Annotated in this window: 26 protein-coding genes; 22 read left to right on the forward strand and 4 right to left on the reverse strand. The window is 61.5% G+C overall.

The features are described from left to right. Window positions 1-50 precede the first annotated feature (50 nt). The 22 genes from fabD (at window position 51) to purT (ending at window position 21,430) form a co-directional block, all read left to right on the forward strand. Window positions 51-995 carry an ACP S-malonyltransferase gene (gene fabD, locus P353_RS02640; RefSeq protein ID WP_034364883.1) on the forward strand — a complete coding sequence of 315 codons (945 nt, stop codon included), beginning with the start codon at window positions 51-53 and terminating at the stop codon, window positions 993-995. Continuing rightward, window positions 992-1,735 carry a 3-oxoacyl-ACP reductase FabG gene (fabG, locus tag P353_RS02645; protein WP_003058052.1) on the forward strand — a complete coding sequence of 248 codons (744 nt, stop codon included), beginning with the start codon at window positions 992-994 and terminating at the stop codon, window positions 1,733-1,735. Before fabD ends, fabG begins: the two co-directional genes overlap by 4 nt. Window positions 1,736-1,894: 159 nt before the next feature. Next, the gene (gene acpP, locus P353_RS02650; RefSeq protein ID WP_003058049.1) at window positions 1,895-2,134 is read left to right on the forward strand and encodes an acyl carrier protein; all 240 of its coding nucleotides are present in this window, start codon (window positions 1,895-1,897) and stop codon (window positions 2,132-2,134) included. A gap of 36 nt (window positions 2,135-2,170) precedes the next feature. Further along, window positions 2,171-3,418 (forward strand): beta-ketoacyl-ACP synthase II, encoded by a 1,248-nt coding sequence (gene fabF / locus P353_RS02655; protein ID WP_034364885.1) that lies wholly within the window; start codon window positions 2,171-2,173, stop codon window positions 3,416-3,418. 124 nt (window positions 3,419-3,542) lie between these two features. Beyond that, the gene (locus tag P353_RS02660) at window positions 3,543-4,025 is read left to right on the forward strand and encodes a hypothetical protein (protein WP_034364886.1); all 483 of its coding nucleotides are present in this window, start codon (window positions 3,543-3,545) and stop codon (window positions 4,023-4,025) included. A 38-nt stretch (window positions 4,026-4,063) separates the two neighbouring features. After that, the gene (gene rpoE, locus P353_RS02665) at window positions 4,064-4,693 is read left to right on the forward strand and encodes an RNA polymerase sigma factor RpoE (RefSeq protein ID WP_034364888.1); all 630 of its coding nucleotides are present in this window, start codon (window positions 4,064-4,066) and stop codon (window positions 4,691-4,693) included. Between the two features lie 27 nt (window positions 4,694-4,720). Further along, on the forward strand, window positions 4,721-5,509 hold the full coding sequence (locus P353_RS02670) for a sigma-E factor negative regulatory protein (RefSeq protein WP_034365468.1): 789 nt from the start codon (window positions 4,721-4,723) through the stop codon (window positions 5,507-5,509). A gap of 259 nt (window positions 5,510-5,768) precedes the next feature. Beyond that, on the forward strand, window positions 5,769-7,268 hold the full coding sequence (locus tag P353_RS02675; RefSeq protein ID WP_034364890.1) for a DegQ family serine endoprotease: 1,500 nt from the start codon (window positions 5,769-5,771) through the stop codon (window positions 7,266-7,268). 429 nt (window positions 7,269-7,697) lie between these two features. Then, window positions 7,698-9,506 (forward strand): translation elongation factor 4, encoded by a 1,809-nt coding sequence (gene lepA, locus P353_RS02680; RefSeq protein WP_034364892.1) that lies wholly within the window; start codon window positions 7,698-7,700, stop codon window positions 9,504-9,506. Continuing rightward, window positions 9,506-10,483, forward strand: coding sequence for a signal peptidase I (lepB, locus tag P353_RS02685; protein ID WP_034364893.1), 978 nt, complete (start codon window positions 9,506-9,508; stop codon window positions 10,481-10,483). Before lepA ends, lepB begins: the two co-directional genes overlap by 1 nt. A 72-nt stretch (window positions 10,484-10,555) precedes the next feature. Beyond that, window positions 10,556-10,906, forward strand: coding sequence for a DUF4845 domain-containing protein (locus P353_RS02690; RefSeq protein ID WP_034364897.1), 351 nt, complete (start codon window positions 10,556-10,558; stop codon window positions 10,904-10,906). A 9-nt stretch (window positions 10,907-10,915) separates the two neighbouring features. After that, entirely contained in the window at window positions 10,916-11,599 is a 684-nt protein-coding gene (gene rnc / locus P353_RS02695; RefSeq protein WP_034364900.1) for a ribonuclease III, read from the forward strand. After that, complete coding sequence (gene era, locus P353_RS02700) at window positions 11,596-12,699, forward strand: GTPase Era (protein ID WP_003057966.1); 1,104 nt, start codon at window positions 11,596-11,598, stop codon at window positions 12,697-12,699. The genes rnc and era overlap by 4 nt, the downstream gene beginning before the upstream one ends. A gap of 91 nt (window positions 12,700-12,790) precedes the next feature. Beyond that, window positions 12,791-13,567, forward strand: a complete 777-nt coding sequence (gene recO, locus P353_RS02705; protein WP_034364903.1) for a DNA repair protein RecO — start codon at window positions 12,791-12,793, stop codon at window positions 13,565-13,567. After that, window positions 13,564-14,337: a pyridoxine 5'-phosphate synthase gene (locus P353_RS02710; RefSeq protein WP_034364906.1), complete on the forward strand. Its 774-nt coding sequence runs from the start codon at window positions 13,564-13,566 to the stop codon at window positions 14,335-14,337. Before recO ends, P353_RS02710 begins: the two co-directional genes overlap by 4 nt. Window positions 14,338-14,401: 64 nt before the next feature. Continuing rightward, window positions 14,402-14,797 carry a holo-ACP synthase gene (acpS, locus tag P353_RS02715; protein ID WP_003064212.1) on the forward strand — a complete coding sequence of 132 codons (396 nt, stop codon included), beginning with the start codon at window positions 14,402-14,404 and terminating at the stop codon, window positions 14,795-14,797. Between the two features lie 56 nt (window positions 14,798-14,853). Continuing rightward, window positions 14,854-15,945: a beta-N-acetylhexosaminidase gene (nagZ, locus tag P353_RS02720; protein WP_034364910.1), complete on the forward strand. Its 1,092-nt coding sequence runs from the start codon at window positions 14,854-14,856 to the stop codon at window positions 15,943-15,945. Window positions 15,946-16,138: 193 nt separating this feature from the next. Next, window positions 16,139-17,920 (forward strand): ABC transporter ATP-binding protein/permease, encoded by a 1,782-nt coding sequence (locus P353_RS02725; RefSeq protein ID WP_034364913.1) that lies wholly within the window; start codon window positions 16,139-16,141, stop codon window positions 17,918-17,920. Window positions 17,921-18,032: 112 nt separating this feature from the next. After that, window positions 18,033-19,088 carry a 6-phosphofructokinase gene (locus P353_RS02730; protein ID WP_034364915.1) on the forward strand — a complete coding sequence of 352 codons (1,056 nt, stop codon included), beginning with the start codon at window positions 18,033-18,035 and terminating at the stop codon, window positions 19,086-19,088. A 54-nt stretch (window positions 19,089-19,142) separates the two neighbouring features. After that, complete coding sequence (locus P353_RS02735) at window positions 19,143-19,613, forward strand: hypothetical protein (RefSeq protein ID WP_034364918.1); 471 nt, start codon at window positions 19,143-19,145, stop codon at window positions 19,611-19,613. Between the two features lie 113 nt (window positions 19,614-19,726). Then, entirely contained in the window at window positions 19,727-20,080 is a 354-nt protein-coding gene (locus tag P353_RS02740; protein WP_034364921.1) for a hypothetical protein, read from the forward strand. 132 nt (window positions 20,081-20,212) lie between these two features. Continuing rightward, window positions 20,213-21,430, forward strand: coding sequence for a formate-dependent phosphoribosylglycinamide formyltransferase (purT, locus tag P353_RS02745; RefSeq protein WP_034365475.1), 1,218 nt, complete (start codon window positions 20,213-20,215; stop codon window positions 21,428-21,430). 71 nt (window positions 21,431-21,501) lie between these two features. Here purT and P353_RS02750 read toward each other — a convergent pair whose 3' ends face one another. From P353_RS02750 to P353_RS02765, 4 genes are all read right to left on the reverse strand, one after another. After that, the gene (locus tag P353_RS02750; RefSeq protein WP_034364924.1) at window positions 21,502-22,158 is read right to left on the reverse strand and encodes a mechanosensitive ion channel family protein; all 657 of its coding nucleotides are present in this window, start codon (window positions 22,156-22,158) and stop codon (window positions 21,502-21,504) included. 144 nt (window positions 22,159-22,302) lie between these two features. Beyond that, entirely contained in the window at window positions 22,303-23,361 is a 1,059-nt protein-coding gene (locus tag P353_RS02755) for a diguanylate cyclase domain-containing protein (RefSeq protein ID WP_034364927.1), read from the reverse strand. Between the two features lie 113 nt (window positions 23,362-23,474). After that, window positions 23,475-24,503, reverse strand: a complete 1,029-nt coding sequence (locus tag P353_RS02760; RefSeq protein WP_034364930.1) for a hypothetical protein — start codon at window positions 24,501-24,503, stop codon at window positions 23,475-23,477. An 89-nt stretch (window positions 24,504-24,592) separates the two neighbouring features. Continuing rightward, entirely contained in the window at window positions 24,593-25,429 is an 837-nt protein-coding gene (locus P353_RS02765) for a class II glutamine amidotransferase (protein ID WP_034364933.1), read from the reverse strand. Window positions 25,430-25,602 lie beyond the last annotated feature (173 nt).

The following is a 25,602-nucleotide window of genomic DNA, read 5'->3' on the forward strand; positions in this document are numbered from 1 at the left end:
TGTAGACGCAATATAAATAAGCGTTTCAGGCAATTTTTATACTAAGAAATATGAAGAAATTCGCATTTGTATTTCCTGGCCAGGGTTCGCAGTCCGTGGGCATGCTCGATGGCTGGGGGGATCATCCCGTCGTGGCTCAGACCGTGGCCGAAGCCTCCGAGGCTCTGGGCGAGGGTGTGGGTCTGCTGATCAAGCAAGGTCCCAAGGAAGCTCTGGCGCTGACCACCAATACCCAGCCCGTGATGCTGGTGGCCGGTGTGGCGGCCTGGCGTGTCTGGCAGGCAGAAGGCGGCGCGCTGCCCGATGCCGTCGCCGGTCACTCCCTGGGCGAGTACTCGGCGCTGGTTGCGTCCGGTGTGCTGACGCTGGCTCAGGCCGCACCTCTGGTGCGTCTGCGTGCCGCTGCCATGCAGGATGCCGTGCCCGTTGGCACGGGCGGCATGGCTGCCGTGCTGGCGCTGGATGCCGAAAAGGTCAAGGCAGTCTGTGCCGAAGTGACGGCCCAGCTGGGCGGCGCTGAAGTGGTGGAAGCCGTGAACTTCAACGACCCGGGGCAGACCGTGATCGCCGGCAGCAAGCTGGCCGTGGAAAAGGCCTGCGAAGCGGTCAAGGCTGCTGGCGCCAAGCGTGCTCTGCCTCTGCCGGTGTCGGCGCCTTTCCACTCCAGCCTGATGAAGCCTGCTGCTGAAAAGCTCAAGGCTGCGCTGGCTGAGCTGGCACTGGCCGCACCTCAGATTCCCGTCATCAACAATATTGACGTTACTGTCCAAACGGACGCTGATGCGATTCGCGATGCCCTGTACCGTCAGGCCTTTGGCCCGGTGCGCTGGGTGGAGTGCGTGCAGGCCATCAAGGCTCGCGGCGTGACCCATATCGTGGAATGTGGGCCCGGCAAGGTGCTGGCCGGCATGGTCAAGCGTATTGACGCCGACCTGACGGGTGTTCCTCTGTTTGATACAGCCACCCTGGCTGACGTGAAAGAATTGCTCGCATGACTGATAACCAGACCAAGCCCCAGGTTGCCCTGGTCACCGGTGCCACCCGTGGCATTGGTGCCGCCATCGCGCAGGAGCTGGCCTCCAAGGGCTATCAAGTGATTGGCACGGCCACATCGGATGCTGGCGCTGAAAAGATCAGCCAGGCTCTGTCCGCCTTCGGTGGCCGTGGTGTCACGCTGAACGTGACCGACGGCGCTGCCGTGGATGCTCTGATCGACTCCATCGTCAAGAATGACGGCGGCCTGCATGTGCTGGTCAACAACGCAGGTATTACCCGCGATACCTTGGCGATGCGCATGAAGGATGACGATTGGGATGCTGTTACCGACACCAATCTGAAGGCTGTTTTCCGAGTCAGCCGTGCGGCTATTCGTCCCATGATGAAGCAGCGTTTTGGTCGCATCATCAGCATCACCAGCGTGGTTGGTGCCTCGGGTAATGCCGGTCAGGCCAACTACGCCGCAGCCAAGGCTGGCGTGGCTGGCATGACCCGTGCTCTGGCCAAAGAGCTGGGCAGCCGCGGCATCACCGTGAACTGTGTGGCTCCCGGCTTCATCGCCACGGATATGACTGCAGATCTGCCAGAGGCGCAAAAGGCTGCGCTCAAGGCACAGATCGCCATGGGTGATCTGGGGCAGCCCAGCGACATCGCGCATGCCGTGGCCTATCTGGCTTCTGCTGGTGCCGGCTATGTGACGGGGCAGGAACTGCACGTCAACGGCGGCATGTACATGTAAGAAATTTCGGCAGTTTGCGTGGTGTTTGCCACACTTGCTGCCAGAAGCTGAACACTTTTGCAAGTTCAGTGGCCGTTTCCTCGCGACGGCCTGCCGCCAAGGGGCTTCTCCCGAAACGGCTAGAATCGCGGGTTCATTCACAACCCCCTGAGGGAAACCATGAGCGATATCGAAGCACGTGTCAAAAAAATCATTGCCGAACAACTCGGCGTTGAAGAGTCCCAAGTGACCAACGAAAAGGCCTTCGTGGCTGACCTGGGCGCTGACTCCCTGGACACAGTGGAACTGGTGATGGCCCTGGAAGATGAATTCGGCATCGAGATCCCTGACGAAGACGCAGAGAAGATCACGACGGTGCAAAACGCCATCGACTACGCCAATACCCACCAAAAGGCCTAAGGTCTTTTTTCAGCGATCAGTTAAAGGTTTGAACGCATGAGCCGTCGTCGCGTTGTCGTGACCGGTCTGGGCTGCATCTCCCCCGTGGGTAACACGGTGGGCGAAGCCTGGGCCAATCTTTTGGCCGGCCAGTCCGGTATTGACCTCATCACCAAGTTCGATGCATCGAACTTCTCCTGCAAGATTGCGGGTGAGGTCAAGGGATTTGATGTGGAGAAGTACATGAGCGCCAAAGATGCGCGCTCCATGGATACCTTCATTCATTACGGCATCGCGGCTGCGGAGCAAGCCGTTCTGGACGCAGGCCTGCCCACAGGCGAAGCCCTGTCCGAAGACCTTGCCACACGCATTGCCTGCGTGATCGGCTCGGGCATTGGCGGCCTGCCGCTGATCGAGAACACTCACGCAGAACTGGCTGCCCGCGGTCCTCGCCGCATCACGCCGTTCTTCGTGCCTGCTTCCATCATCAACATGGTGGCAGGGCATGTGTCCATGCGATTTGGCTTCAAGGGGCCGAATCTGTCGATAGTGACAGCCTGCACCACAGGCCTGCACTGCATCGGCGAAGCCGGACGCATGATCGAATACGGCGATGCAGACATCGTCGTGGCCGGTGGCACGGAAGCCACTGTTTCGCCTCTGGGTGTCGGCGGCTTTGCTGCCATGCGTGCGCTGTCAACGCGCAACGACGACCCCAAGGCTGCCTCGCGCCCCTGGGACAAGGACCGTGACGGTTTTGTGCTCGGTGAAGGTGCCGGCGTGCTGGTGCTCGAAGAGTACGAACACGCCAAGGCCCGTGGCGCCAAGATTTACGCGGAGCTGGCAGGCTTTGGCATGAGTGCCGACGCCGGTCACATGACGGCTCCCAATATGGACGGCCCGCGCCGCGCCATGCTCAATGCTCTGCGCAACGCTGGTGTGAACCAGGATCAGGTCAACTACCTGAATGCGCACGGCACGTCCACGCCCCTGGGCGATGCCAACGAGTCCAACGCCATCAAGGCGGCCATGGGCGAGCACGCGAAGAAGGGTCTGGTGGTCAGCTCGACCAAGTCCATGACGGGTCACCTGCTGGGTGGCGCTGGTGGTATCGAGAGCGTGTTCACCGTGATGGCGCTGCACGACCAGAAGATTCCTCCGACCATCAATTTGGTGAACCAGGATCCCGAGTGCGATCTGGACTATTGCGCCAACATAGCGCGTGACGCCAAGCTGGAGGTCGCCGTGAAGAACAACTTCGGTTTCGGTGGCACCAACGGCACACTGGTCTTCAAGCGCGTCTGAGTCGCGTCGAGCCGCTTCTGTACAAGCCCGCACCGGCCCAGGCCTTGCGGGCTTTGTTCTATGCGCGGCTTGATCGTGCTTTCCCTAGCTTTGCTGCAGCCGGGTTTTCGCACATGGTCGGCCCATGAGTGCTCGCTACCATGCTCCAGCCGTTGCCTATGTCTTTGTCCGGCCTAGCTGGGCCGGAGGAGGGCTGGTGCTGACCGGGATGGTCTTGCTGATGGCTTTGCTGGTCTGGTGCCTGCAAGTCCAATCGGGCTGGTTGCAGGTGCTGCTGGCTTTACCGGCCTTGATCCTGGCCGTGGTGCTGCTTTGTGGGCAGTGGCGCAACTGGCCGCAAGGACGGCTGCTCTGGAACGGCGAGCATTGGTTGCTGGAGGCCGAAAACCTGTCAACCGCTCGCTCACTGCCTGTGCGGCTGGCGGTTGGGCTTGATGGTGGCTACTGGCTTTGGCTCAGTGTTTCGGATGCTTTAGTGTTCAGGACCACGGGCGGAAGGCGCAAGGTGCTATGGATTTTCCTGTCCCAACGACACAGCCCTGAGCAGTGGGGAGACTTGCGGCGTGCGGTATATTCCTCCATCGTGCCGCTGGCAGAGCAAGGCTAGGCCTTCGCCGGTTATGGCAGCACGCCGCTTGGCCTTTCATGACACCTCCCGATTTCCCCACTCCCTCTGCCGACAGCGATCTGGCTCTGGTCGAACGAGCCAATGCTGGCGACACACGGGCTTTTGAGCTGCTGGTCATCAAGTACCAGCGTCGCATCGAGCGTCTGGTGGGCCGCATGGTGCGCGATGTCGATCTGGTGCCCGACATCACGCAGGAAACCTTCATCCGCGCCTACAAGGCCTTGCACCAGTTTCGCGGCGAGGCCCAGTTCTACACCTGGCTGTACCGCATTGCCGTCAACACGGCCAAGAAGGCCTTGATGGAAATGCATCGCTCGCCGGTGATTACCGAGAGCGCGTTACACGCTGGGGACGATGATGATGAAACTTCTGTTCACAGACAGGAACTAACGACTCAGGAAACCCCGGAAACAGTGTTGGCGGCGCGTGAAATTGCCGAAGCCGTCAATGCCGCCATGGAGGCTTTGCCCGAGGATTTGCGCCAGGCAGTCACGCTGCGCGAAATCGAGGGGCTCAGCTATGAGGAGATCGCGCAGGCGATGGACTGTCCCATAGGCACGGTGCGCTCGCGCATCTTTCGGGCACGCGAGGCGATTTCGGCCAGGGTCAAACCCCTGCTGGAGCGCCAGGGTGGAAAGCGTTGGTAGTACAGGCAAGACGAGCAGGTGAACTTCATGAATGACGATCTGATCAAGCAGGAACAGTTGTCGGCCCTGGTGGATGGCGAGGCTTCCTCGGTCCAGATGCAGGCCGTGCTTTCCTATGCGGAAAGCGACGAAGGCCAGCAGTCCTGGGCCATGTATCACCTGATTGGCGATGTGCTGCGTTCTCCCGAGCTGGCCCATCACAGTCAGCACGATATTCTGAGCCGGGTGCGCGCTCATATGGAGCGCGAGCCGATTCGCGGCATTCATCTGCCCGGTGTGACCGCAGATGCAGCCAGTTCCCTGGGTTTGGGCGGTCTGGAACAGATCACTGAAGCCCAGGAGCGCGGGCAGGCTCAGGGCAACGGCGCAACCGTGGTCGGCCTGCCTGCCCGTCAGGCGGCCAATGCATCGGTCTTTCGCTGGAAGATGGCAGCCGGCTTTGCTTCGGTTGCTGCCGTGGCCGCCGTTGGCTGGGGGGTCATGCTCGCAGGCTCGGGGGGGCTGTACGGCCGCCAGGGTGGGGCGCAGCTCGCTGCTCTCAGCCCGAATGCCGTAGTGGCCGTTGCGCCTGCTGCATCGCTGGGCCTGAGCCAACCCGTTTCGGGCGGTGAAGAGACGGCCATGCCCTTGGGCTCGGAGGCCCAGTCTTCCACCGTGGTGGCAGTTGCTGGTCCCAACGGCCAGACCGTGATGCTGCGTGATCCGCGTCTGGACGAGTTGCTGGCTTCTCACCCTCAGCAAAGCAGCGCGCCCAATCTGCAGATGCCTGCCAGCTTTTTGCGCAATGCAAGCTTTGCCACGGCCACCCGCCATTGATGCTTCTTCACACAGCAGTCTTAGGCCTGAAATGCATGGTTTCAGGTCTAGGCTTTTTCCCGGCTTGCGTACGCAGCTATTGATTTAGGATCAGTTGGGTGCAGATACTGTTTCATCTGCGCCCAAATTGAAGGGCCGGAGTGCTTTCAGTCGATGGCGGGTTTTGCCAGAATGCGCTTCAATGCTCTCACCTGTTTTCTCTCATGGGTCTGATTTGGCGACCCGTTCTGTCAGACGACTCGAACAAGGAATAAAAACGATGCGCACACCAGCCTGGATGACGCTCAAATCCCGTGCTTCGGCTACAGCCATTGCCAGTGCGATGGCGATCGCGGCTCTGGCCGCAGGAGGCATGCTGCCGGTTACTGCTGCTCATGCCCAAAGTGCTGCAACGGCGCGCGGTCTGCCGGACTTCACGGATCTGGTCGATCAGGTCGGTCCTTCGGTAGTCAACATCCGTACGCTGGAGAAGGTCTCCAACAACAGCGCCGAAGCCCTGGGCATGGATGAAGACATGCTGGAGTTCTTCCGCCGCTTCGGCCTGCCCGTGCCCAATGTGCCGCGTCAGCGCTCGCCCAAGGGTGGTCAATCAGAGGAGGAGCAGCCACGTGGCGTGGGCTCTGGCTTCATCCTTACGGCTGACGGCTATGTCATGACCAATGCCCATGTGGTCGACGGCGCAGATGAAGTCATTGTCACGCTGACGGACAAGCGCGAGTTCAAGGCAAAAATAGTCGGCGCAGACAAGCGTACCGATGTCGCCGTGGTCAAGATCGATGCCAAGGGGCTTCCCGCAGTCAAGATCGGCGATGTGAGCAAGCTGCGCGTGGGCGAGTGGGTCATGGCGATAGGCTCGCCCTTCGGACTCGAAAACTCAGTCACAGCCGGCATTGTCTCGGCCAAGCAACGCGACACCGGCGACTACCTGCCCTTCATCCAGACTGATGTGGCCATCAATCCCGGCAACTCGGGTGGCCCGTTGATCAATATGCGCGGAGAGGTGGTGGGGATCAACAGCCAGATCTATTCGCGCTCAGGCGGTTTCATGGGCATCAGCTTTGCGATTCCCGTCGATGAGGCGATTCGTGTCAGCGATCAACTGCGTGCCACCGGCAAGGTCACGCGCGGCCGTATTGGCGTGCAGATCGGTCCCGTGACCAAGGATGTGGCCGAGTCCATAGGCCTGGGCAAGCCAGAAGGTGCTCTGGTGTCGGCCGTCGAGCCGGACTCCCCTGCCGCAAAGGCCGGCGTGGAAGCGGGCGACGTGATTACCAAGTTCGATGGCAAAGCTATCGAGAAGGTCTCCGATCTGCCGCGTCTCGTAGGAAATACCAAGCCAGGCACCAAGAGCACCATTACCGTGCTGCGCCGTGGCAAGCTCAAGGAGTTGAGCATGGTGATTGCCGAAGTACCTTCCGACGAATCTGCCAAGGCCAAGGCTGGCAGCAGCGGTGCAGGCAAGACTCCATCCGGCACGCTGGAGAACAAGTCTTTGGGTCTGACGCTGAGTGAGCTGACGTCTGCACAGAAGAAGGAGCTGGCCATCAAGGGCGGCGTGCGCGTGGCGGCTGCGGTGGATGCCGCAGCTCGTGCCGGCTTGCGTGAAGGCGATGTGATCCTGCAACTGGCGAATGTGGAAGTCTCCGATCTCAAGAGCTTCGAGGCTGCCTGGGCCAAGGCCGACAAGTCCAAACCCGTCAATGTGCTGGTGCGCCGTGGTGACTGGGCGCAGTATGTGTTGATTCGCCCTGCCAAATAACTGTGGTGAAAAGCCTGCATGGGCTTGTTGCCATTTCGTGATCTGAAATGACAACAAGCCCTCAGCCTGTCAGTGCCCCTATGCCATTAGGTAGAATCCCACGCAAATGCATGGTGGTTGGACGCAAAAAATCACGCTGACAGGCGGTTTTCAAGCGGTGCAAAAGCCTTTGCAATCTCCGGCTGCTGATGGCTAAACGGTGTTTTTCGGTTTGTGGATAATTTGTTGATAAATGAATTCGAAAATCACAAACCGAAACTTGTCAAGCCTTGCTGGATCTTGGCTTGCGGCCAGTTTTGCCTACAATAAAGTCCCAACTATCGCAGTTGCCAGAGATTGTTGGTTAAGGGCGCGCCGCTTGAGGGACGCGCCCTTTTTTCTTGCTGCTGCAGGCCACTTTTTTCAATTCCAAAGCTGTCTTTCTCGTTGATGAATCACATCCGTAATTTCTCCATCATTGCGCACATTGACCATGGCAAGTCCACTCTGGCGGACCGCCTGATCCAGCGCTGCGGAGGCCTCGCCGACCGCGATATGGAAGCCCAGGTGCTGGACTCGATGGACATCGAGAAAGAGCGCGGCATTACCATCAAGGCCCAGACCGCCGCCCTGCAGTACAAAGCCAAGGACGGCAAGGTCTACAACCTGAACCTGATCGACACCCCTGGCCACGTGGACTTCTCCTACGAAGTCTCGCGCTCGCTGTCGGCGTGCGAAGGCGGTCTGCTGGTGGTCGATGCCTCCCAGGGCGTGGAAGCCCAGACCGTGGCCAACTGCTACACCGCGCTGGATCTGGGCGTGGAGGTATTCGCCGTCCTCAACAAGATGGACCTGCCCCAGGCCGACCCCGACAATGCCAAGGCCGAGATCGAGGACGTGATCGGCATCGATGCCAGCGACGCCATTCCCTGCTCGGCCAAGACCGGCATGGGTATCGACGAGATCCTGGAAGCCATCGTGGCCAAGGTTCCTGCCCCCAAGGGCAATCCTGACGGCCCGCTGCGCGCCATGATCGTGGACAGCTGGTTCGACCCCTATGTGGGCGTTGTGATGCTGGTGCGCGTGGTCGATGGTCAGCTCAAGAAGGGCGAGCGCTTCAAGATGATGGCCACAGGCGCAGCCTATGAAGCCAACAACATCGGCGTGTTCACCCCTGCCAACCAGCCGCGCGATGCGCTCAAGGCCGGTGAGGTGGGCTACATCATTGCAGGCATCAAGGAGCTCAAGGCAGCCAAGGTGGGTGACACCGTCACGCTGGAAAAGAAGCTACCCAACAATCTGGGTCCTGCCGAGAAGGCCTTGCCCGGCTTCAAGGAAGTCAAGCCCCAGGTGTTTGCGGGTCTGTACCCTACCGAAGCCTCTGAATACGACCAGTTGCGTGATGCGCTGGAAAAGCTGCAGCTCAACGATGCGGCGCTGCAGTTCGAGCCCGAAGTCTCGCAGGCGCTGGGCTTTGGCTTTCGCTGCGGCTTCCTGGGCCTGCTGCACATGGAAATTGTGCAGGAACGCCTGGAGCGCGAGTTCGATCAGGACCTGATCACCACAGCCCCTAGCGTGGTGTACGAAGTGGTCAAGGCCGACGGCGAAGTCATCCAGGTGGAGAACCCCTCCAAGATGCCCGATCAGGGCCGCATGGAAGAAATCCGCGAGCCCATCGTGACCGTGCATCTTTACATGCCGCAAGACTATGTCGGCCCGGTGATGACACTGGCCAACCAGAAGCGCGGCGTGCAGAAGAACATGGCCTACCACGGTCGTCAGGTCATGCTGACCTATGAAATGCCGCTGGGCGAAATCGTGCTGGACTTCTTCGACAAGCTCAAGTCCGTGTCGCGCGGCTATGCCTCCATGGACTACGAGTTCCTGGAGTACCGCGCTTCCGACGTGGTGAAGGTCGATATCTTGCTCAACGGCGAGAAGGTCGATGCCTTGTCCATCATCGTGCACCGCTCGCAGTCCGTGTATCGCGGCCGCGCCGTGGTGGCGAAGATGCGCGAGATCATCAGCCGCCAGATGTTCGACGTGGCCATTCAGGCCGCCATCGGCGCCAACATCATTGCGCGCGAGACCGTCAAGGCCATGCGCAAGAACGTGCTGGCCAAGTGCTATGGCGGCGACATCACGCGCAAGCGCAAGCTGCTCGAAAAGCAGAAGGCCGGCAAGAAGCGTATGAAGCAGATCGGTTCGGTAGAAGTGCCGCAGGAAGCCTTCCTGGCCATTCTGCAAGTGGAGGATTGATGCAAGTCATGCAGTGGATCACGGCCGCCATCCTGGCGGCCTTTGTAGGCTATATCGCGGCCTGGTACACCGGCTCCATCGAAGGCAACTTCGCATTGCTGCTGTTTCTGGCAACCGTGGTGACCGGCGTGTACTGGCTGGCCGAGCGCTTTTACTTCTGGCCGAGGCGCCGAGCGGCTGCGGCCGCGCTGGAGCAGGCCGCCGTCGAGCGCCGCGCCGAGCTGGACCGCATGGGCATCGCCAAGACAGACATCGAGGTCTCCGACGACGCCAGGGACCGCATCCTCATGCAGCCCTGGTGGCTGGACTGGACCGCCGGTCTGTTCCCGGTGATCGCCATCGTCTTCGTGCTGCGCTCCTTCCTGTTCGAGCCGTTCAAGATTCCCTCGGGCTCCATGATTCCGACGCTGATGGTGGGCGACCTGATCCTGGTCAACAAGTTCACCTACGGCATCCGTCTGCCCGTGATCAACAAGAAGATCACCGAAGGCAACAAGCCCCAGCGTGGCGATGTGATGGTGTTCCGCTACCCCCCCCAGCCCACGCTGGACTACATCAAGCGTGTGGTGGGCGTGCCCGGTGATGAAGTGGCCTATATCAACAAGCGCCTGAGCATCAACGGCAAGGAGCTGCCCACCCGCGAGTTGCCGGACTTTCTGGACCGCGACGTGATGCGCTACTTCAAGCAGTTCGAGGAAACCCTGGGCGAGCAGCCGCACCGTGCCATCGTCAACAACGATGTGCCGGCCTTCATCCAGGGGGCGAGCAACTTCGAGTACAAGGAAAACTGCCGCTACAGCGTTGAGGGCGTGACCTGCAAGGTGCCCGAAGGCTATTACTTCATGATGGGCGACAACCGCGACAACTCGCTGGATTCGCGCTACTGGGGCTTTGTGCCGGACAAGAACATCGTGGGCAAGGCCTTTTTTGTCTGGATGAACTTCGGTGATCTGAGCCGTATCGGCCGCTTCCACTGAACACCGGCAACCATTTCGTCATTTTTCTGGGATACACGGGCAGGAACATGCCCGGCTTGAGAGGGGAAAAGCATGAAAAATCTGGCATTGCGCTCCAGGCAGCGTGGTCTGTCCTTCATCGGTCTGGTGTTTCTCGTGGCCATCATCGTGGCGGTTGCCGCAATTGGCGCACAATCGGTGCCCGTCTTCCTGGAGTACCAGGCCATCACCAAGGCGGCCAACAAGGCCGCCGCTGAAGGCAGTAGCGTTGCTGAAGTCAAGGCCAGCTTCGATCGTTCGGCCTCCATTGATGATTTCAAGTCCATCTCCGGCAACGATCTGAACGTGACCAAGGTCAACGACAAGATCGTCGTGGGCTTCGAGTATTCCCGTGAGATTCATCTGGCAGGCCCTGCCTACCTTGTTTACCGTTTCAAGAAATAGACCTTTCAGGTGGAACCTGCTCTAGTCGCTCTGCAGCAAAGGCTGCAACATCAATTTGCCAACCCGGCGCTGCTGCAGCGTGCCATCACGCACCGCAGCTTCTCGGCCGACAACAACGAGCGACTGGAGTTTCTGGGCGACTCGGTGCTCAGTCTGGCCATCTCCAGCTTGCTCTATGCCAAGCTGGCCTCCCTGCCCGAAGGCGATCTCTCGCGTGTTCGGGCCAATCTCGTCAAGGAAGGCACGCTGCACAAGATTGCGCTGAAGCTGCAGCTGCCCGATCTGCTGCGTCTGGGTGAGGGCGAAGCCAAGTCCGGTGGCAAGCAGCGCCCGTCCATCTTGGCCGATGCCGTGGAGGCGCTGATCGGCGCCGTCTACCTCGATGCCGGTTTTGTCGCCGGCGAGAAAGTCGTCCACCACCTCTTCGAGGGCGTGGACATCAATCCCCATATGCGTGCGGCCGACAAAGATCCCAAGACCGCACTGCAGGAATTGCTACAGGGCAAGCGCATGAAGCTGCCGCAATACCATGTGGTGGAAATCAGTGGCGCGGCGCACAAGCAGACCTTCAAGGTCGAGTGCACGATTGCCGAATGGAATATCAGCGCCCAGGGCTCGGGAGCATCCCGCCGCATGGGCGAGCAGGCAGCCGCCGCTGCCTTGCTGGAAAAAGTGAAAGCCAACAATCCATGACCGATGCTGCTAAGAAAAAGATAGCGGGCACCGCAGGTGCAGAAAAAGCCAAGGGCCAAAAAGGCCCCAAGTCTGTGACTACCGATATCAGCGACCCCAGCCTGGACTACATCAGCGCCATGCTGGCCGCTGCCAAGCCCGGCAGCACGCCGACCGCCATCCGCGACCAGGAGGAAGAAGCTCCGGCGCGCGTCTACGCGCCCGAAGAGCAGCGCTGCGGCCTGATTGCCATCGTCGGCAAGCCCAATGTGGGCAAGTCCACGCTGATGAACGCGCTGGTGGGCCAGAAGATCTCCATCACTTCGCGCAAGGCCCAGACTACGCGCCACCGCATCACCGGCATCCGCACCAAGGACGAGACCCAGTTCGTCTTTGTGGATACCCCCGGTTTCCAGACCAAGCATTCCACCGCCCTGAACAAGTCGCTCAACAAGACCGTGATGGGCGCGATCGGCGATGTGGACCTGATCCTGTTCGTGGTGGAGGCGGGCAGCTTCACACTGGCCGATGCCAAGGTGCTGAGCCTGTTCAAGCCCGGCATTCCCACGCTCTTGATCGCCAACAAGCTTGACACCGTGGGTCGACGCGCCGAGATCGCACCCTGGCTGCGCGATATGCAGGAGCGCCATCCTTTTGCCGAGTTCGTGCCCATGTCGGCGAAGAACAAAAAGGATATCGAGCGCATGTATGGCATCTGCGCCAAATACCTGCCGCAGCAGCCCTGGTTCTACGGTGAGGACGAACTGACCGACCGCAGCGAGAAGTTCCTGGCTTCCGAGACCCTGCGCGAGAAGCTGTTCCGCTTCACGGGCGACGAGCTGCCCTATACCTCCACGGTGGTCATCGACAAGTTCGAGGAGGAGCCCAGCCCCAAGTTCGGCCGCTTCATGCGCGTTGCCGCCACCATCGTGGTCGAGCGCGACGGTCACAAGGCCATGGTGATCGGCCAGGGTGGCGAGCGCCTCAAGCGCATTTCCACAGAAACCCGCCAGGAACTGGAAAAGCTGCTCAACGCCAAGGTGTTCCTGGAAGTCTGGGTCAAGGTCAAGTCCGGCTGGGCCGATGACGAGGCACGGGTCAAATCCTTCGGCTACGAATGATTGCCTTGCGGCGCCGTGAATACTGCGCCTCAAGCTATCATTTCCCGACCAAGGCCTCTGCTGAGGCCTTTTCTTTTCTCTGACTCTTTCCGTGGCAGCCAAACGCGTCGGCGACGAACCCGCATACATCCTGCACCAGTACGACTGGAGCGAATCCAGCCTGATCCTGGAGGTGTTCACACGCCATCGCGGGCGCGTGGCGCTTGCGGCCAAGGGCGTCAAGCGCCATACCTCCAACTTTCGCCCTGTGCTGCTGCCGCTGCAGCCGCTCAAGCTCAGCTACACGCTGGGAGCAGAGGGCAATGCCGAGATTCATAGCCTGAAGGGGGCGGAATGGATGGGCGGCCATGTCATGCCCCAGGGCGATGCGCTGTGGTCGGGCATGTACCTGAACGAGCTGCTGCTGCGCCTGCTGGCGCGCGACGACCCTTATACGGCGCTGTTCGACATCTATGCCGGTGTGGTGCGCGTGCTGGCTGGCCAGCATGGCGGCACGACCGAGGCCATCGAGCCCGTGCTGCGCGCCTTCGAGCTGGTACTGCTGCGCGAACTCGGCCATCTGCCCGATCTGAGGCAGGAAAGCGCTACGCTCAGCCAGCTCAACAGTGCTTTGCGCTACACCCTGGTGGCCGACGGCGGCCTGCGCCAGGCCGCCGGCTACGAACGCGCGGCCCTGACCGGCTTGCAGTGGCAGAGCATAGAGCTGGCGCTGCAGGCCGAGCAGCCGTTTCCGAGAACCCTGAACGCGCTGTCCGAGCCCGAAGTGGCCCAGGCCCTGAAGCCGCAATTGCGCCATCTTCTGCAATACCATTGCGGCTCAACCATGCTGCGCACCCGCCAGCTGATGATGGATCTGCAATCGCTATGAATACCTCTGCCTCCCCTCGCACCGCGCTTTCGGTCAATGTCAACAAGGTGGCGCTGCTGCGCAATACCCGCCATCTGGGCATTCCTTCCGTGACGCGTGCGGCGCAGATCTGCCTTGAAGCGGGAGCGCAGGGCATCACCATCCACCCGCGTCCCGATGAGCGCCATATCCGTGCGCAGGATGTATTCGAGCTGCACGAGCTGCTCAAGAACTGGCCTGGCGCCGAGTTCAATATCGAAGGCAATCCCACGCAGAACCTGATGGATTTCATCCGCCAGACGCGTCCGCATCAGGCCACGTTCGTGCCCGACAGCGAAGACCAGTTCACCAGCGATCATGGCTGGAGCTTTCCCCAGGATGCCGAACGCCTCCGGCCGCTGATTGCCGAATGCAAGGCGCTGGGCGTGCGCGTGAGCCTGTTCATGGACCCCATCCCCGAGCAGATGGCGGCTGCCAAGGCCGTGGGGGCCGACCGCGTGGAGCTCTACACCGAGCCTTTTGCCGCCAACTGGGGCAAGGCCGAGCAGGAGCAGCAACTGCAAGCCTATGCCAGGGCCGCGCAGGCCGCGTTGGATGCAGGCCTGGGCATCAATGCCGGCCATGATCTGAATCGCGACAACCTGGCGGCCTTTGTGGCCCGGGTGCCCGGTCTGGCCGAAGTCTCCATCGGCCACGCCCTGGTCGCCGATGCGCTGGAGCTGGGCTATGCCGAGACTGTCAAGGCCTACCAGGCCTGCATCGACTCTGGCATGGCACAGAAGAAGTCCTGAAAATATAGCTTTCAGCGCTTGATGGATAAGCGCTTGCAGCATTTTTCTCTATAAGGAGCCAGGGATGATCTACGGCATCGGCACCGATATCTGCGACGTGCGCCGCATTCGCGCCAGCCTGGAAAAGCATGGCGAGCGCTTTGCCCGCAAGGTTCTGGCCGATGGCGAACTGGCGACCTGGAAGGCGCGTAGCGAGCGCTGGCCCGAACGAGGCATCCGCTATATGGCCACGCGCTTTTCTGCCAAGGAAGCGTTCAGCAAGGCCGTGGGAATGGGCATGGTCATGCCCATGACCTGGCGCCATTGCGAAGTCATCAAGCTGCCCAGCGGCCAGCCTGCGATTCGTCTGCATGGCGAGCTCAAGGAGTGGTTTGAGAAGAACAATCTGACGGCGCACCTGTCCGTCACCGATGAATCCGACTACGCAGCCAGCTTCTGTGTCGTCGAAAGAAAAGAGTGAACTTAGCCTCTGGTGCTTGATATATAGGCGCTGGAAGCTATAGAAATTTATAAATCATGAGCATGCATGCACCTCTGATCATTGATATTGCCGGCACATCGCTGACTGATGTGGACCGCGCGCGCCTGGCCCATCCGCTGGTGGGCGGCATCATTCTCTTCAAGCGCAACTGGGAGGGCCGTAGTGCGCTGGTCCAGCTGTGTGCCGATATCAAGGCCGTCAAGCCCGACCTGCTGATCAGCGTGGACCATGAAGGCGGCCGCGTGCAGCGCTTTCGCACCGATGGCTTCACGCATATCCCGCCCATGCGCGCCTTTGGCGAGCTGTGGATGGACGACGGCAAAGGTACAAAATACCGCGAAGGCAGCGGCGCCATGCGCGCAATGAATGCCGCCACGGCTGCGGGCTATGTGCTGGGCACGGAGTTGCGGGCCTGCGGCGTGGACTTCAGCTTCACGCCGGTGCTGGATCTGGACTATGGCGAATCCTCGGTCATCGGTGACCGCAGCTTTCACCGCGACCCGCGCGTGGTGGCCGCTCTGGCCAAGAGCCTGATGCAGGGTCTGCTGCAGGCCGGCATGGGCAATTGCGGCAAGCATTTTCCCGGTCACGGCTTTGTGAAGGCCGATTCGCATGTGGACATTCCCGTCGACAAGCGCAGCCTCAAGGCCATCCTCGACGAAGACGCCGCCCCCTATCCCTGGCTGTCCAGCGTGCTCACGGCCGTCATGCCCGCCCATGTGATCTATCCCAAGGTGGACAAGCGCCCGGCGGGCTTCAGCGAGAAGTGGCTCAAGGACATCCTGCGCGCCCGTTTGCGCTATGACGGAGCCATCTTCAGTGACGACCTGAGCATGGAGGGCGCGCGCCGCATCGATGGCGCACTCATCAGCTACACCGATGCTGCGTTGACGGCCCTGAATGCGGGCTGCGACATGGTGCTGCTGTGCAACCAGAGCCTGGGTCTGGGTGAGCATGTGGACGAGTTGCTGGACGGCATGGATGCCGCGCTGCGCGATGGTCGCTGGGTGCCCGATATCGACTCCGAATCGCGCCGTGTCTCGCTGCTGCCCGATACCGAACCCCAGGCCTGGGAGGATCTGATGCGCCAGCCCGCCTATCTGCAGGCGCTGGATCTGCTGCCCTAGCGCGGCACTGAGCCGGCCCCGCCATCCGCTGCCTTTGACCCAAGGGCAGCGGTTTTTTTATGCCTTTTGAAGGCCGCGCAGTGCGGTCTCTGGCATTTAAGTCTGGCCTCAGTTAGCCGGCTTAGGGTGTGTTCAAGAGCCTGGCAGCGGCATCGCCGCTGCGCCAGCCGTTCATGAATCACCGAAAGCCTGCATGAATTCCAAGAACCCGCGACTTGAGTCCCGCAAACACCGGCCAGGCGTGCTGCGCCAGGCCTTTTCGCTGACCCGGCCCTATTTCGAGTCCGAAGAGAAATGGCGGGCATGGGGTCTGCTGGCCGCCATCGTGGGCCTCAATCTCGCCGCGGTGTTCATGCTGGTGCAGATCAATGAATGGAACCGGGTGTTCTACGACGCATTGCAGAACAAGCAGGCCGAGGTGTTCTGGCAGCAGCTATGGCGCTTTCTCTGGCTGGCCCTGGTCTATATCGTCATCGCGGTCTACAAGTTCTATCTGACGCAATTGCTGCAGCTCAACTGGCGGCGCTGGCTGACCGAGCACATGTTGCAGCGCTGGCTGTCGGCCAAGGCGTTCTACCGGCTGGAGCTGGGGCGCTATGGCGTGGACGGCAATACCAAGGCCCCCGACAACCCCGACCAGCGGATTCAGGAGGATCTGAATCTCTTCACCACCTATACCGTGTCGCTGTCCATGGGGCTGCTGAATGCGGCGGTCACCTTTGTGAGCTTCGTCGGCATTCTGTGGAGCCTGAGCTCCGTCGTCGATATCGGTCTGCCGGCCTTGCTCGGCGGCGGGCAGCTGCAGGTTTCCGGCTTCATGGTCTGGATGGCGGCGCTGTATTGCCTGGTCGGCAGTGCGATCACCTTCTGGATCGGCAAACCCCAGGTCTGGCTCAACAGCCGCCAACAGCAACTGGAGGCCAATTTCCGCCACCACCTGATCCGCGTGCGCGAGCATGCCGAAGCCATCGCCCTGGACGGTGGCGAGCGCGTGGAGGGGGCGCAGATCGGTTTGCGTTTTCGCGATGCCCTGGACAACTACCTGAACCTGATCAAGAAGCAAAAGAGCCTGGGCTGGTTTACCAATTTCTTTGGTCAGGCCGCGGTGGTCTTTCCCTTCATCATTGCGGCGCCGCGCTTTTTCAGCGGCGCCATCCAGCTGGGTCAGCTCATGCAGATAGGTTCCGCCTTCAATCAGGTGCAGGACTCGCTGAGCTGGATCGTCAACAACTACTCCGATATCGCGGCCTGGCGGGCCACGACCTTGCGCCTGGCCGGTTTCGACGAGAGTCTGCGCGAGCAGGAGGAGCATCCGGTCGGCGTGCAGCTTGCAGCGTCGACCCAGTTGCAGACCCGGGCTCTCGATGTGTTCGAACCCGCAGGAGGCCCCATCGTGGCGGACGCCAGGCTGCAGATACGCCCGGGCCAGAGGCTTTTGATCAGCGGGCCTTCGGGCAGCGGCAAGTCCACCTTGCTGCGGGTGTTTGCTGGCATCTGGCCCTATGCACGAGGCCAGGTGGAGCGGCCTCTGGACGCGATGTTCATCCCTCAGCACCCCTATTTCCCCGACGGCAGCCTGCGCGACGCCCTGGCCTATCCGGAGCCGGCGGCAAGCTACAGCGATGCTGAGCTCAAACAGGTCTTGCGCGAGGCGCAGTTGCCGCAGCTGCAGCAGCAGCTGGACAGGCAGGCGGCCTGGAACAGCAGCCTGTCGGGTGGCGAGCAGCAGCGGCTGTCCGTGGCGCGGGTCTTGCTCAAGCGTCCGGCCTGGGTGTTTGCGGACGAGGCCACGAGCGCGCTGGACAATGCAGCCGAAGCGCAGATCTACAGCCTGCTGGTGCAACTGGTGCAGGGCAGAGGCGGGGCGCTGGTCTCGGTGGCCCACCGCGACAGCGTGACGGAATTCCACACGGCCCGCTGGCTGCTGCAGCCACAGCAAGGGATTCGGGAGACGGGCCTGCCTGGCAGCCGCTGAAACAGGCAGGCTAGGGGACAAGCTGTCTCAACCGCGGTGCAGGTTTGGGAGGCTTTGGCAGCGACTTTCTCGTGGGATGATGTGTACCCGAGATTCTTTGGAGAGCGAGCCCATGCGCGTTGGTGTGCTGACCGGTGGCGGCGATTGCCCCGGCCTCAATGCGGTGATCCGTGCGGTCACCAAGTCCCTGATCAACCATGGCCAGTGCGAGGTGCTGGGCATTGCCGACGGCTTTGAAGGGCTGATGGATGCAAACCCGCGCGTCAGAGCCCTGAGTTGGGACGAAGTCAGCGGCATTTTGCATATCGGCGGCACGATCCTGGGCACCAGCAACAGCGCCAACCCGCTGCGCGATGCGGCCACGCTGGCCCAGGTGGGGCGCAACGTCAAGGCGCTGGCACTGGATGTGGTGGTCGCCATCGGCGGCGACGGGACCATGAGTCTGGCCCATGGTCTGGCGCAGGTGGGACTGCAATGCGTGGGCGTGCCCAAGACCATCGATAACGACATTGCCAACTGCGAGCGCAGCTTCGGCTTTGACACGGCCGTGGCCACGGTGACCGAAAGCCTGCGCCGCATCGAGAGCACGGCCATGAGCCACCACCGCGTGATGATCGTCGAGACCATGGGCCGTCACGCGGGCTGGCTGGCGCTGGAGTCCGGCATTGCCGGTGCTGCCGACATCATTTTGCTGCCAGAGATCGATTACGACCTGCAGTCCATCATCAAGGTCTGTCAGGAGCGCGAGCGGCGTCAGCGCTACACCATCATCTGCATTGGCGAGGGGGCCAAGGAAAGCGGCCAGAGCCTGACGGTGCGCGAGCGGATTGCACACAGTCCCGACCCTGTGCGCCTGGGCGGCGTCGGCCATGTGCTGCGCGAGCGCCTGCAACCCCATCTCCAGAGTGAGGTGCGCACCACGGTGCTGGGCCATGTGCAGCGCGGCGGCGATCCGACTCCGTTTGACCGGGTGCTGGCCACGCAGTTCGGCCACCATGCGGCGCAGCTGGTGCTGGGCGGTCAGCTGGGCCATATGGTCACGCTGCAGAACGGCCGCATCGGCAGTGTGGCGATTGCCGATGTGGCCAATACCCAGCGCACCGTGCCGCTGGACAGCCCGCTGCTGACCATGGCGCGCGATATCGGAATTTGCTTCGGCGAGGCCTGAGCTGCGCTAAGGTGTGAGCCTGCGCGCACTTTCGGCGCGCCGGAGAAATTCAGCATGGACCGACATGAAGAAGCCGTGATGCAGCTGCTCACGGCCAACGGTGAGACTTTTGTGGCCCCCAAATACGAGGTGGCCGATGGCTGGCAATGTCCGGCTTTCGTGGCATTGCGCCCGGCTCGTCGCCAGGTCTATGTGGTCGAGGTATCGGCTTCCGGCTATCCGCTGGCGCTGGTCAACCGTCTCAACGAGCGGATCGAGAAATGGTATGCCCCGCTGCTGTCGCAGCTGCACGGCCTGGGCATCACGCAGCCCGACTGGGAGATTGCCTGCCTGGTGTTTGTGCGCAGCGATCAGATCGACTGGCTCAAGGAACGCGTCAAGGACTTGAGCGGCGTGCATGTGCTCGGCCTGGAGCAGGCCAGCAGCCCCTGGGTCTGGGACGATGCGGTCTGGACTTCGGAGATGAGGTTCGATGTGGGAAGCATTCCGCAGCGTGGCGGCAGGGCTGTCGGTCTGACGCATTGATGTCCACCGGAATTTTCATGAAATTGGCCTCAATCCACTTGTATTAAAGCGATTGAAGCTATCGATTTAATAGAGAGGTGGCCCATGAACACCACTCACTTGCAGGTAGGCAGATGACTCTTTTTCGAACTCTGATCGCGGCGGCTTTGACAGCCTGCGCCGCTGCCGCCCAGGCTGCAGACTGGCAGATCTGCGATCTCAAGGTGCAGGTGCGAGAAAAGCAAAGCGGTGGCCGCGCGCTGCAGACCCGCGTGCTCGAAGCCAAGGCCAGGGGCGAAGCCGAATGTCCGCAACCGGGCACGGCGCTGAGCTTCAGACCCGAAACGGCGGACTATCAAAGCGAGCTGCCGCGCCGGCAGTGGCCCAGCCCCGGTGCTGCCGTGACGGTACGCTTTCGCTATCTGGACGGGCAATGCAAGAATCGCGGTGCCTGCCGCATCGAGCATTACTCGCCGATGCCGCACTGAGTCTTCAGTCAGCCGAGTCATGCGCTTGATCAGTGGGCGCTGAAAGCGGCCGAATTGCCAAGCTGCAGCCATGAGAGGCTTGGCTGCTCGCCTATGATCGGGGGCTTGGCCCCATATACGCAGGATGCAACCATGACCACCCTAGGAACCCCTCTCTCTCCCAATGCCACCAAAGTCATGCTGCTGGGCAGCGGCGAGCTGGGCAAGGAAGTGCTGATTGCCCTGCAGCGCCTGGGCGTGGAAACCATTGCCGTGGACCGCTATGAAAACGCGCCTGGCCAGCAGGTGGCTCACCATGCGCGCACCATCACCATGAGCGATCCGGCCCAGCTCAAGGCGCTGATCGAAGAGGTCAAACCCGATCTGGTCGTGCCCGAGATAGAAGCCATTGCCACGCCCATGCTGGAAGAGCTGGAGGCCGCAGGCGTCATCACCTGCATTCCCACAGCCCGCGCCGCGCGTCTGACCATGGACCGCGAAGGCATTCGCCGGCTGGCCGCCGAGACCCTGGGCCTGCCCACCAGTCCCTATCGTTTCTGCGACTCCCTGGCCGAGCTGCAAGCCGCGATCGACGGCAGCGACGGCCAACCCGCCATCGGCTATCCCTGTGTGGTCAAGCCCGTGATGAGCAGCTCGGGCAAGGGCCAGAGCAAGATTGACGGCCCGGCCGATGTGGCCAAGGCCTGGGATTACGCCATGGCCGGCGGTCGTGTCGCCAAGGGTCGCGTGATCGTCGAAGGCTTTATCGACTTCGACTACGAAATCACCCAGCTCACCGTGCGCGCCAAGAGTGCGGATGGTCAGATCGAAACCCATTTCTGCGACCCCGTGGGCCATGTCCAGCAGGCCGGCGACTATGTGGAAAGCTGGCAGCCCCACCCCATGCATCCCGCCGCGCTCGAGAAATCGCGCCAGATTGCCAAGGCCGTCACCGACGACCTGGGCGGCCTGGGCCTGTTTGGCGTGGAACTGTTTGTGAAGGGCGAGCAGGTCTGGTTCAGCGAAGTCTCGCCACGCCCTCATGACACAGGCTTGGTGACGCTGTGCACGCAGTGGCAAAGCGAGTTCGAGCTGCATGCCCGCGCGATTCTGGGTCTGCCCGTGGATGCCAGCCTGCGCAACCCTGGTGCCAGTGCCGTGATCTACGGCGCTCAGGATGCAGAAGGGCTGGTGTTTGATGGCGTGGAGCAAGCCCTGGCTGTGCCCGGCACCGATCTGCGCCTCTTTGGCAAGCCCGAGAGCTTTGTCAAGCGCCGCATGGGCGTGGCCCTGGCGCGCGCTGCCGATGTGGAGCAGGCCCGTGTGAATGCCAAGCTGGCTGCCAGCAAGGTCAAGCCGCGCCTGCCTTGATGGAATCAAAAAAGGGCTTCTCAGGAGGCCCTTTTGCATGGAGGCCGGGTATCAGCCGATATCAGCCGGTTTCAGCCCGAGGCAGCGGCGCTGCCGCCAGGAGTCGTGATGGCCACGGCGCAAGCTTCCTCCTGGCTGGTGGCCGGAGTGTTCTCCGTCACCACCGGCATGCCGCCTTTCCAGCGGCGAATGACGCGCTGGAAGATCAGCGAGTTGGGAATCTGCAGCAGATTGGGCATGCCCGCCGGTGCGCTGTCATCCTGCAAGGTGATGTAGAGCATATTGAGGTCGATCACGCGGCCCTTGGCTCCAGGCTTCTCGGCAGTGTCGAGCACCTCGATATAGTCGCCCAGCCTGAATGGACCGACGGTGACGATCAATAACGCACAGAACAGATTGGAGAGAACGCTCCAGGCTGCGAAGAAGGCAACGGCCCCCACGGTGGCAAAGCCGGTGAAGGCCGTCCAGAGCACGGTGGCCGACATGCCCAGGCGCTCGAGAATCGCCAGCACGGCGGCGGCGATGATGATCCAGCGAAACACACCGCGCAGTGGCATGAGCAGCTCATGCGGCAGGTCGTAGGCCTTGCCTGCGCGCGAGATGATGCGCTTGATGAGCCAGTTGATCAGCCAGGCCACCAGGATGATGAGAAAGATCTGAATCCCGGGAATCAGGATTTCAAGCCAGTCCTGCATCCAATCGGGCAGGTGCATTTGAAGACGACGCATAACCAGTCACTCGAGAAAAACGGCAGAGGTCAGCCCCTGAGGGCTGAAAGGACAATGCGTCAATCCTAGCGTCTCTTGAGAGCAGAGCTGATAAGTGTCGATCGGGAAGGCAGTGCCGCAACGCTGCTTGGTCTTGGTGGACTGCTAGATCTGTCTTTGCTCTATGGTGTCCATCTGCATCTCGAAGCTGAAGAAACGGTTGCGCCCTTGCGATTTGGCGGCGTACAGGGCTTCGTCGGCTCGCATCAGCATGGATTCGGCGCTGGTGTGCTCGTCGGGAATGCAGGTGGTAATGCCGCCGGAGAGGGTCAGCGGAATATCCTCGGCGATTCCTGGCGGGCGAATCTTGAGGAACTTGAGCATTTGGCCGAGAGCACGGGCGAATGTCATCGAACCGGAGCGCGGGGTATTGGGCAGGACCAGGGCAAATTCTTCACCGCCGTAACGTGCAGCGATGTCGCGCGGGCGCACGCAGACTTCGCGCAGCAGACGCCCGACCTGCTTGAGGCATTCGTCGCCCTGGACATGGCCGTAGGTATCGTTGAAGTGCTTGAAGTGATCGAGGTCGCAAAGCATCAGCGTCAGCGGCCTGCTCTCGCGCCTTGCCGCAGCAATTTCGGCATGCAGCATGCGATCGAGGCCTCGGCGATTGACCAGGCCCGTGAGCGCATCGAGCTCCACCATTTCGTTGAGCTTTTGATTGGCCAGATGCAGCTCTGCAGAGACCGTGACTAGGCGACGGCGCATGTCCAGCAGGCGGCGCATGGCGCGCAGCTTGGCGACCAGCACAATGGGTTTGACGGGTTTGACCAGATAGTCATCGCCGCCCGCCTCAATACCGCGCCAGACGTCCAGATCGTTGTCCAGGCCGGACAGAAAGATGATGGGCGTCCACTCGCCGGGCTCGGCCTCGCGCAGCTGACGCGCGACCCAGTAGCCGTCTTCGCCGGGCAGGCGGATGTCCAGCAGCACCAGATCGGGCCTTTCGCTGCGAAACAGTGCCAGCGCGGTGCGGCCGTTTTCGGCTTCCAGCACCTGGGTCACGCCGGCCTGGCGAAGCTCCGTCACCAGAGCAGCGCGCATGACGGCCTGATCCTCGACGACCAGCACGGAGAACGGCGTCGCGGAATCGGGCGACGAGAACCGTGCACCGCTGGATTCGATGGCAGACAAAGCTGATGCAGAAGATGGCAGAGCTGTCATGGGAGGAAGATCAGGGGCGGACGCATCTGTAGTTCAGGCATGTTCCGGGAAATATATTGTTACTTTATACGCCGGTTTCGAGCAACAGGCATTGCGAATGGTCACGGAGATACTCAGGCCAATTGCAAAGTGGAGTGTGCCTTGCTGCTTTCATCGTGCCAGATGACAAAAGTCTGTGCCGCTGAGCACAGCGTCGTCGCGCCCAGCTGATCGATGAAGCGACAGGCCGCGAACCGTGCCGATTTGGCCTCATAGTCCGACACCCATTGCTGGCGTGCAGCCCGGGAGGCCTCAGGCTGGGGCCAGCGTCTTTCCTGGGTGGACAGGCCATTCAAGCCCATGCGCCAGGGTTTGCCGCTGACGCGGGCGCGAAAGCACTGCTGCTGATGGCACAGCATGGCATACAGCGGGTCCACTTCCAGCAGCTGGAACAGCTTCTGAACCTCTGCGCAGGAAGGGCTGAATGCGGTGTGAGTGACGATGACGCGCAAGCCCTTGGGCGTTTCGTAGACGCGCAGGCCCCAATCCGGGTGCCCGGCCGCAAAAGCCCGAACCTTTGCCAGCGCGGCATCGATGGGCAGCGGCTGCAGGGCTTCGGCGCGCTGCGTCTGGCGGGCATGCAACCATTGCTTCAGGCCTGACCAGAAGAGCAGGCCGATGCTGGCCACCAGCAGCATCAACAGTGCCGCACCCAGACTCCAGGTCAGCGGGGTCACCCACAGCCAGGGCAGGGCCAGCGCCAGTAGCAGCGACGAGATGACAGGGAACCGGGCAGACTTTTTCTGCCGCGGAAAGTCGATGTCGGCAATGGCCACGTTCTCTGTGTTCAGGCAATGTGCGCCATAGCTGTTGCGGGTCATGACGGATTCATCACGCCGCTCCAGCACCTCTTCGCGAATGGGCGTGCCGCCTTCCAGCCCGTATTCACCACGCCATTCCATGCGTTCGAACCCCGCATCGAGGTGGCGTTGCGTGGGGGCGGCCAGCACGGCGTCCAGCGCTTCCTGGGCTCGTTGCTGCGCGTGGCTCTGTGCTTCCTGCTGGCTGTGGTCGGACCAGCCCCAACGCTGGACGGTCGCGCCGTGGCGTTGGCCGGTTGCATGGCGCAGCCGCGCTTGCGCCCAGTATTGAGGGATATGCATGGTGGGCCAGTATAGCCATGGGGCTGCTGCCGCAGTCGCTGGCCAGATGGCCGACAGCGATTGGATGAGCTTGCGCTGGGCTCAGGCTCTCAGGATTGAATGGGCGCGAACGGCAGGTAATCGATCTGCGTGCCACGCACGACGATCGCCGTCGACTCGGGCACCTGGGCCCAGGCCTGCGGCAGATCGACCAGTGGTTCGGACACGATCAGATACGCATCGTCACCAGCGGCTGCGATGCGCGGGTCGTCGGGGTAAAGCGCGTGAAGATGTTTGAAGGAGGTGCTGTGATAGAGCGAGCGCGGCGACTGGCCTTCGCTCGCGTAGCGCACGGCCACCAGTTGCTCGCCATCGCTGGCACACACGGTCATGCTCAGCGGGTGAGCTATCCCATGCCTGCGCGCCGTGGCCTCGACAAAACCCGCCATGCGCGCGATGGCCGGCGCAGGACTGTGCTCCAGCCCGAAACTCATGGCCAGAAGGAACATGGTCTCCGAGTCCGTCGAGCCTTCCAGCGAGGTGAAGAACTGCGGATCGATGGCCATGAGCAGATCGCGCCGTACCAGGGGAAAGTCCTCGATCATGCCGTTGTGCATGAACATCCAGCGCCGGTGGCGGAAGGGATGGCAGTTGGTCTCCTGCACCGGCGTATGCGTTGCCGCGCGAACATGCGCAAGAAACATGGGGGCCGACACAGCGCGCGAGAGCTCGCGCAGGTTGTGGTCGTGCCAGGCCGGCTGGATGCTGCGATAGCGAAAAGGCATATCGTGCGGGTGCTGGTACCAGCCCAGCCCGAAGCCGTCGCCATTGGTCGTCGTCGCTCCGAATCTCGAATGCAGGCTTTGATCGATCAGCGAATGGCGTGCGTGGAACAGCATCGTTTCCAGGGAAACAGGATTGCCCGTATAGGCCAGCCAACGACACATGGCGCTCTCCTTGTGGACATGGAGCCGAGGATTCATCCTATCGGTTCCAGTTGCCTGCCGGGAAAAGCCTGGGTTTATGTCTATTATTTGATAGCAAATAGCGCTTGATCTACTTGGTTTTCAGCGATAAAAGTATCTGAAAACCAAGGCAGTCAAGCGCTAGAAGCTATCAA

The organism is Comamonas testosteroni (genome assembly GCF_000761245.1).
Lineage (GTDB): Bacteria > Pseudomonadota > Gammaproteobacteria > Burkholderiales > Burkholderiaceae_C > Comamonas > Comamonas testosteroni_C.

Bases quoted from the DNA above. Each gene is read 5' to 3' on its own strand.
- P353_RS02690 (WP_034364897.1), top strand. From the start codon at position 10,556: ATGAAAAATCTGGCATTGCGCTCCAGGCAGCGTGGTCTGTCCTTCATC.
- P353_RS02755 (WP_034364927.1), bottom strand. From the start codon at position 23,361: ATGACAGCTCTGCCATCTTCTGCATCAGCTTTGTCTGCCATCGAATCC.
- lepB (WP_034364893.1), top strand. From the start codon at position 9,506: ATGCAAGTCATGCAGTGGATCACGGCCGCCATCCTGGCGGCCTTTGTA.
- P353_RS02730 (WP_034364915.1), top strand. From the start codon at position 18,033: ATGCGCGTTGGTGTGCTGACCGGTGGCGGCGATTGCCCCGGCCTCAAT.
- acpP (WP_003058049.1), top strand. From the start codon at position 1,895: ATGAGCGATATCGAAGCACGTGTCAAAAAAATCATTGCCGAACAACTC.
- nagZ (WP_034364910.1), top strand. From the start codon at position 14,854: ATGAGCATGCATGCACCTCTGATCATTGATATTGCCGGCACATCGCTG.
- P353_RS02660 (WP_034364886.1), top strand. From the start codon at position 3,543: ATGAGTGCTCGCTACCATGCTCCAGCCGTTGCCTATGTCTTTGTCCGG.
- fabD (WP_034364883.1), top strand. From the start codon at position 51: ATGAAGAAATTCGCATTTGTATTTCCTGGCCAGGGTTCGCAGTCCGTG.
- lepA (WP_034364892.1), top strand. From the start codon at position 7,698: ATGAATCACATCCGTAATTTCTCCATCATTGCGCACATTGACCATGGC.
- P353_RS02760 (WP_034364930.1), bottom strand. From the start codon at position 24,503: ATGCATATCCCTCAATACTGGGCGCAAGCGCGGCTGCGCCATGCAACC.
- purT (WP_034365475.1), top strand. From the start codon at position 20,213: ATGACCACCCTAGGAACCCCTCTCTCTCCCAATGCCACCAAAGTCATG.
- P353_RS02765 (WP_034364933.1), bottom strand. From the start codon at position 25,429: ATGTGTCGTTGGCTGGCCTATACGGGCAATCCTGTTTCCCTGGAAACG.
- P353_RS02740 (WP_034364921.1), top strand. From the start codon at position 19,727: ATGACTCTTTTTCGAACTCTGATCGCGGCGGCTTTGACAGCCTGCGCC.
- fabF (WP_034364885.1), top strand. From the start codon at position 2,171: ATGAGCCGTCGTCGCGTTGTCGTGACCGGTCTGGGCTGCATCTCCCCC.
- era (WP_003057966.1), top strand. From the start codon at position 11,596: ATGACCGATGCTGCTAAGAAAAAGATAGCGGGCACCGCAGGTGCAGAA.
- P353_RS02725 (WP_034364913.1), top strand. From the start codon at position 16,139: ATGAATTCCAAGAACCCGCGACTTGAGTCCCGCAAACACCGGCCAGGC.
- P353_RS02735 (WP_034364918.1), top strand. From the start codon at position 19,143: ATGGACCGACATGAAGAAGCCGTGATGCAGCTGCTCACGGCCAACGGT.
- P353_RS02670 (WP_034365468.1), top strand. From the start codon at position 4,721: ATGAATGACGATCTGATCAAGCAGGAACAGTTGTCGGCCCTGGTGGAT.
- rpoE (WP_034364888.1), top strand. From the start codon at position 4,064: ATGACACCTCCCGATTTCCCCACTCCCTCTGCCGACAGCGATCTGGCT.
- P353_RS02750 (WP_034364924.1), bottom strand. From the start codon at position 22,158: ATGCGTCGTCTTCAAATGCACCTGCCCGATTGGATGCAGGACTGGCTT.
- P353_RS02675 (WP_034364890.1), top strand. From the start codon at position 5,769: ATGCGCACACCAGCCTGGATGACGCTCAAATCCCGTGCTTCGGCTACA.
- acpS (WP_003064212.1), top strand. From the start codon at position 14,402: ATGATCTACGGCATCGGCACCGATATCTGCGACGTGCGCCGCATTCGC.
- P353_RS02710 (WP_034364906.1), top strand. From the start codon at position 13,564: ATGAATACCTCTGCCTCCCCTCGCACCGCGCTTTCGGTCAATGTCAAC.
- fabG (WP_003058052.1), top strand. From the start codon at position 992: ATGACTGATAACCAGACCAAGCCCCAGGTTGCCCTGGTCACCGGTGCC.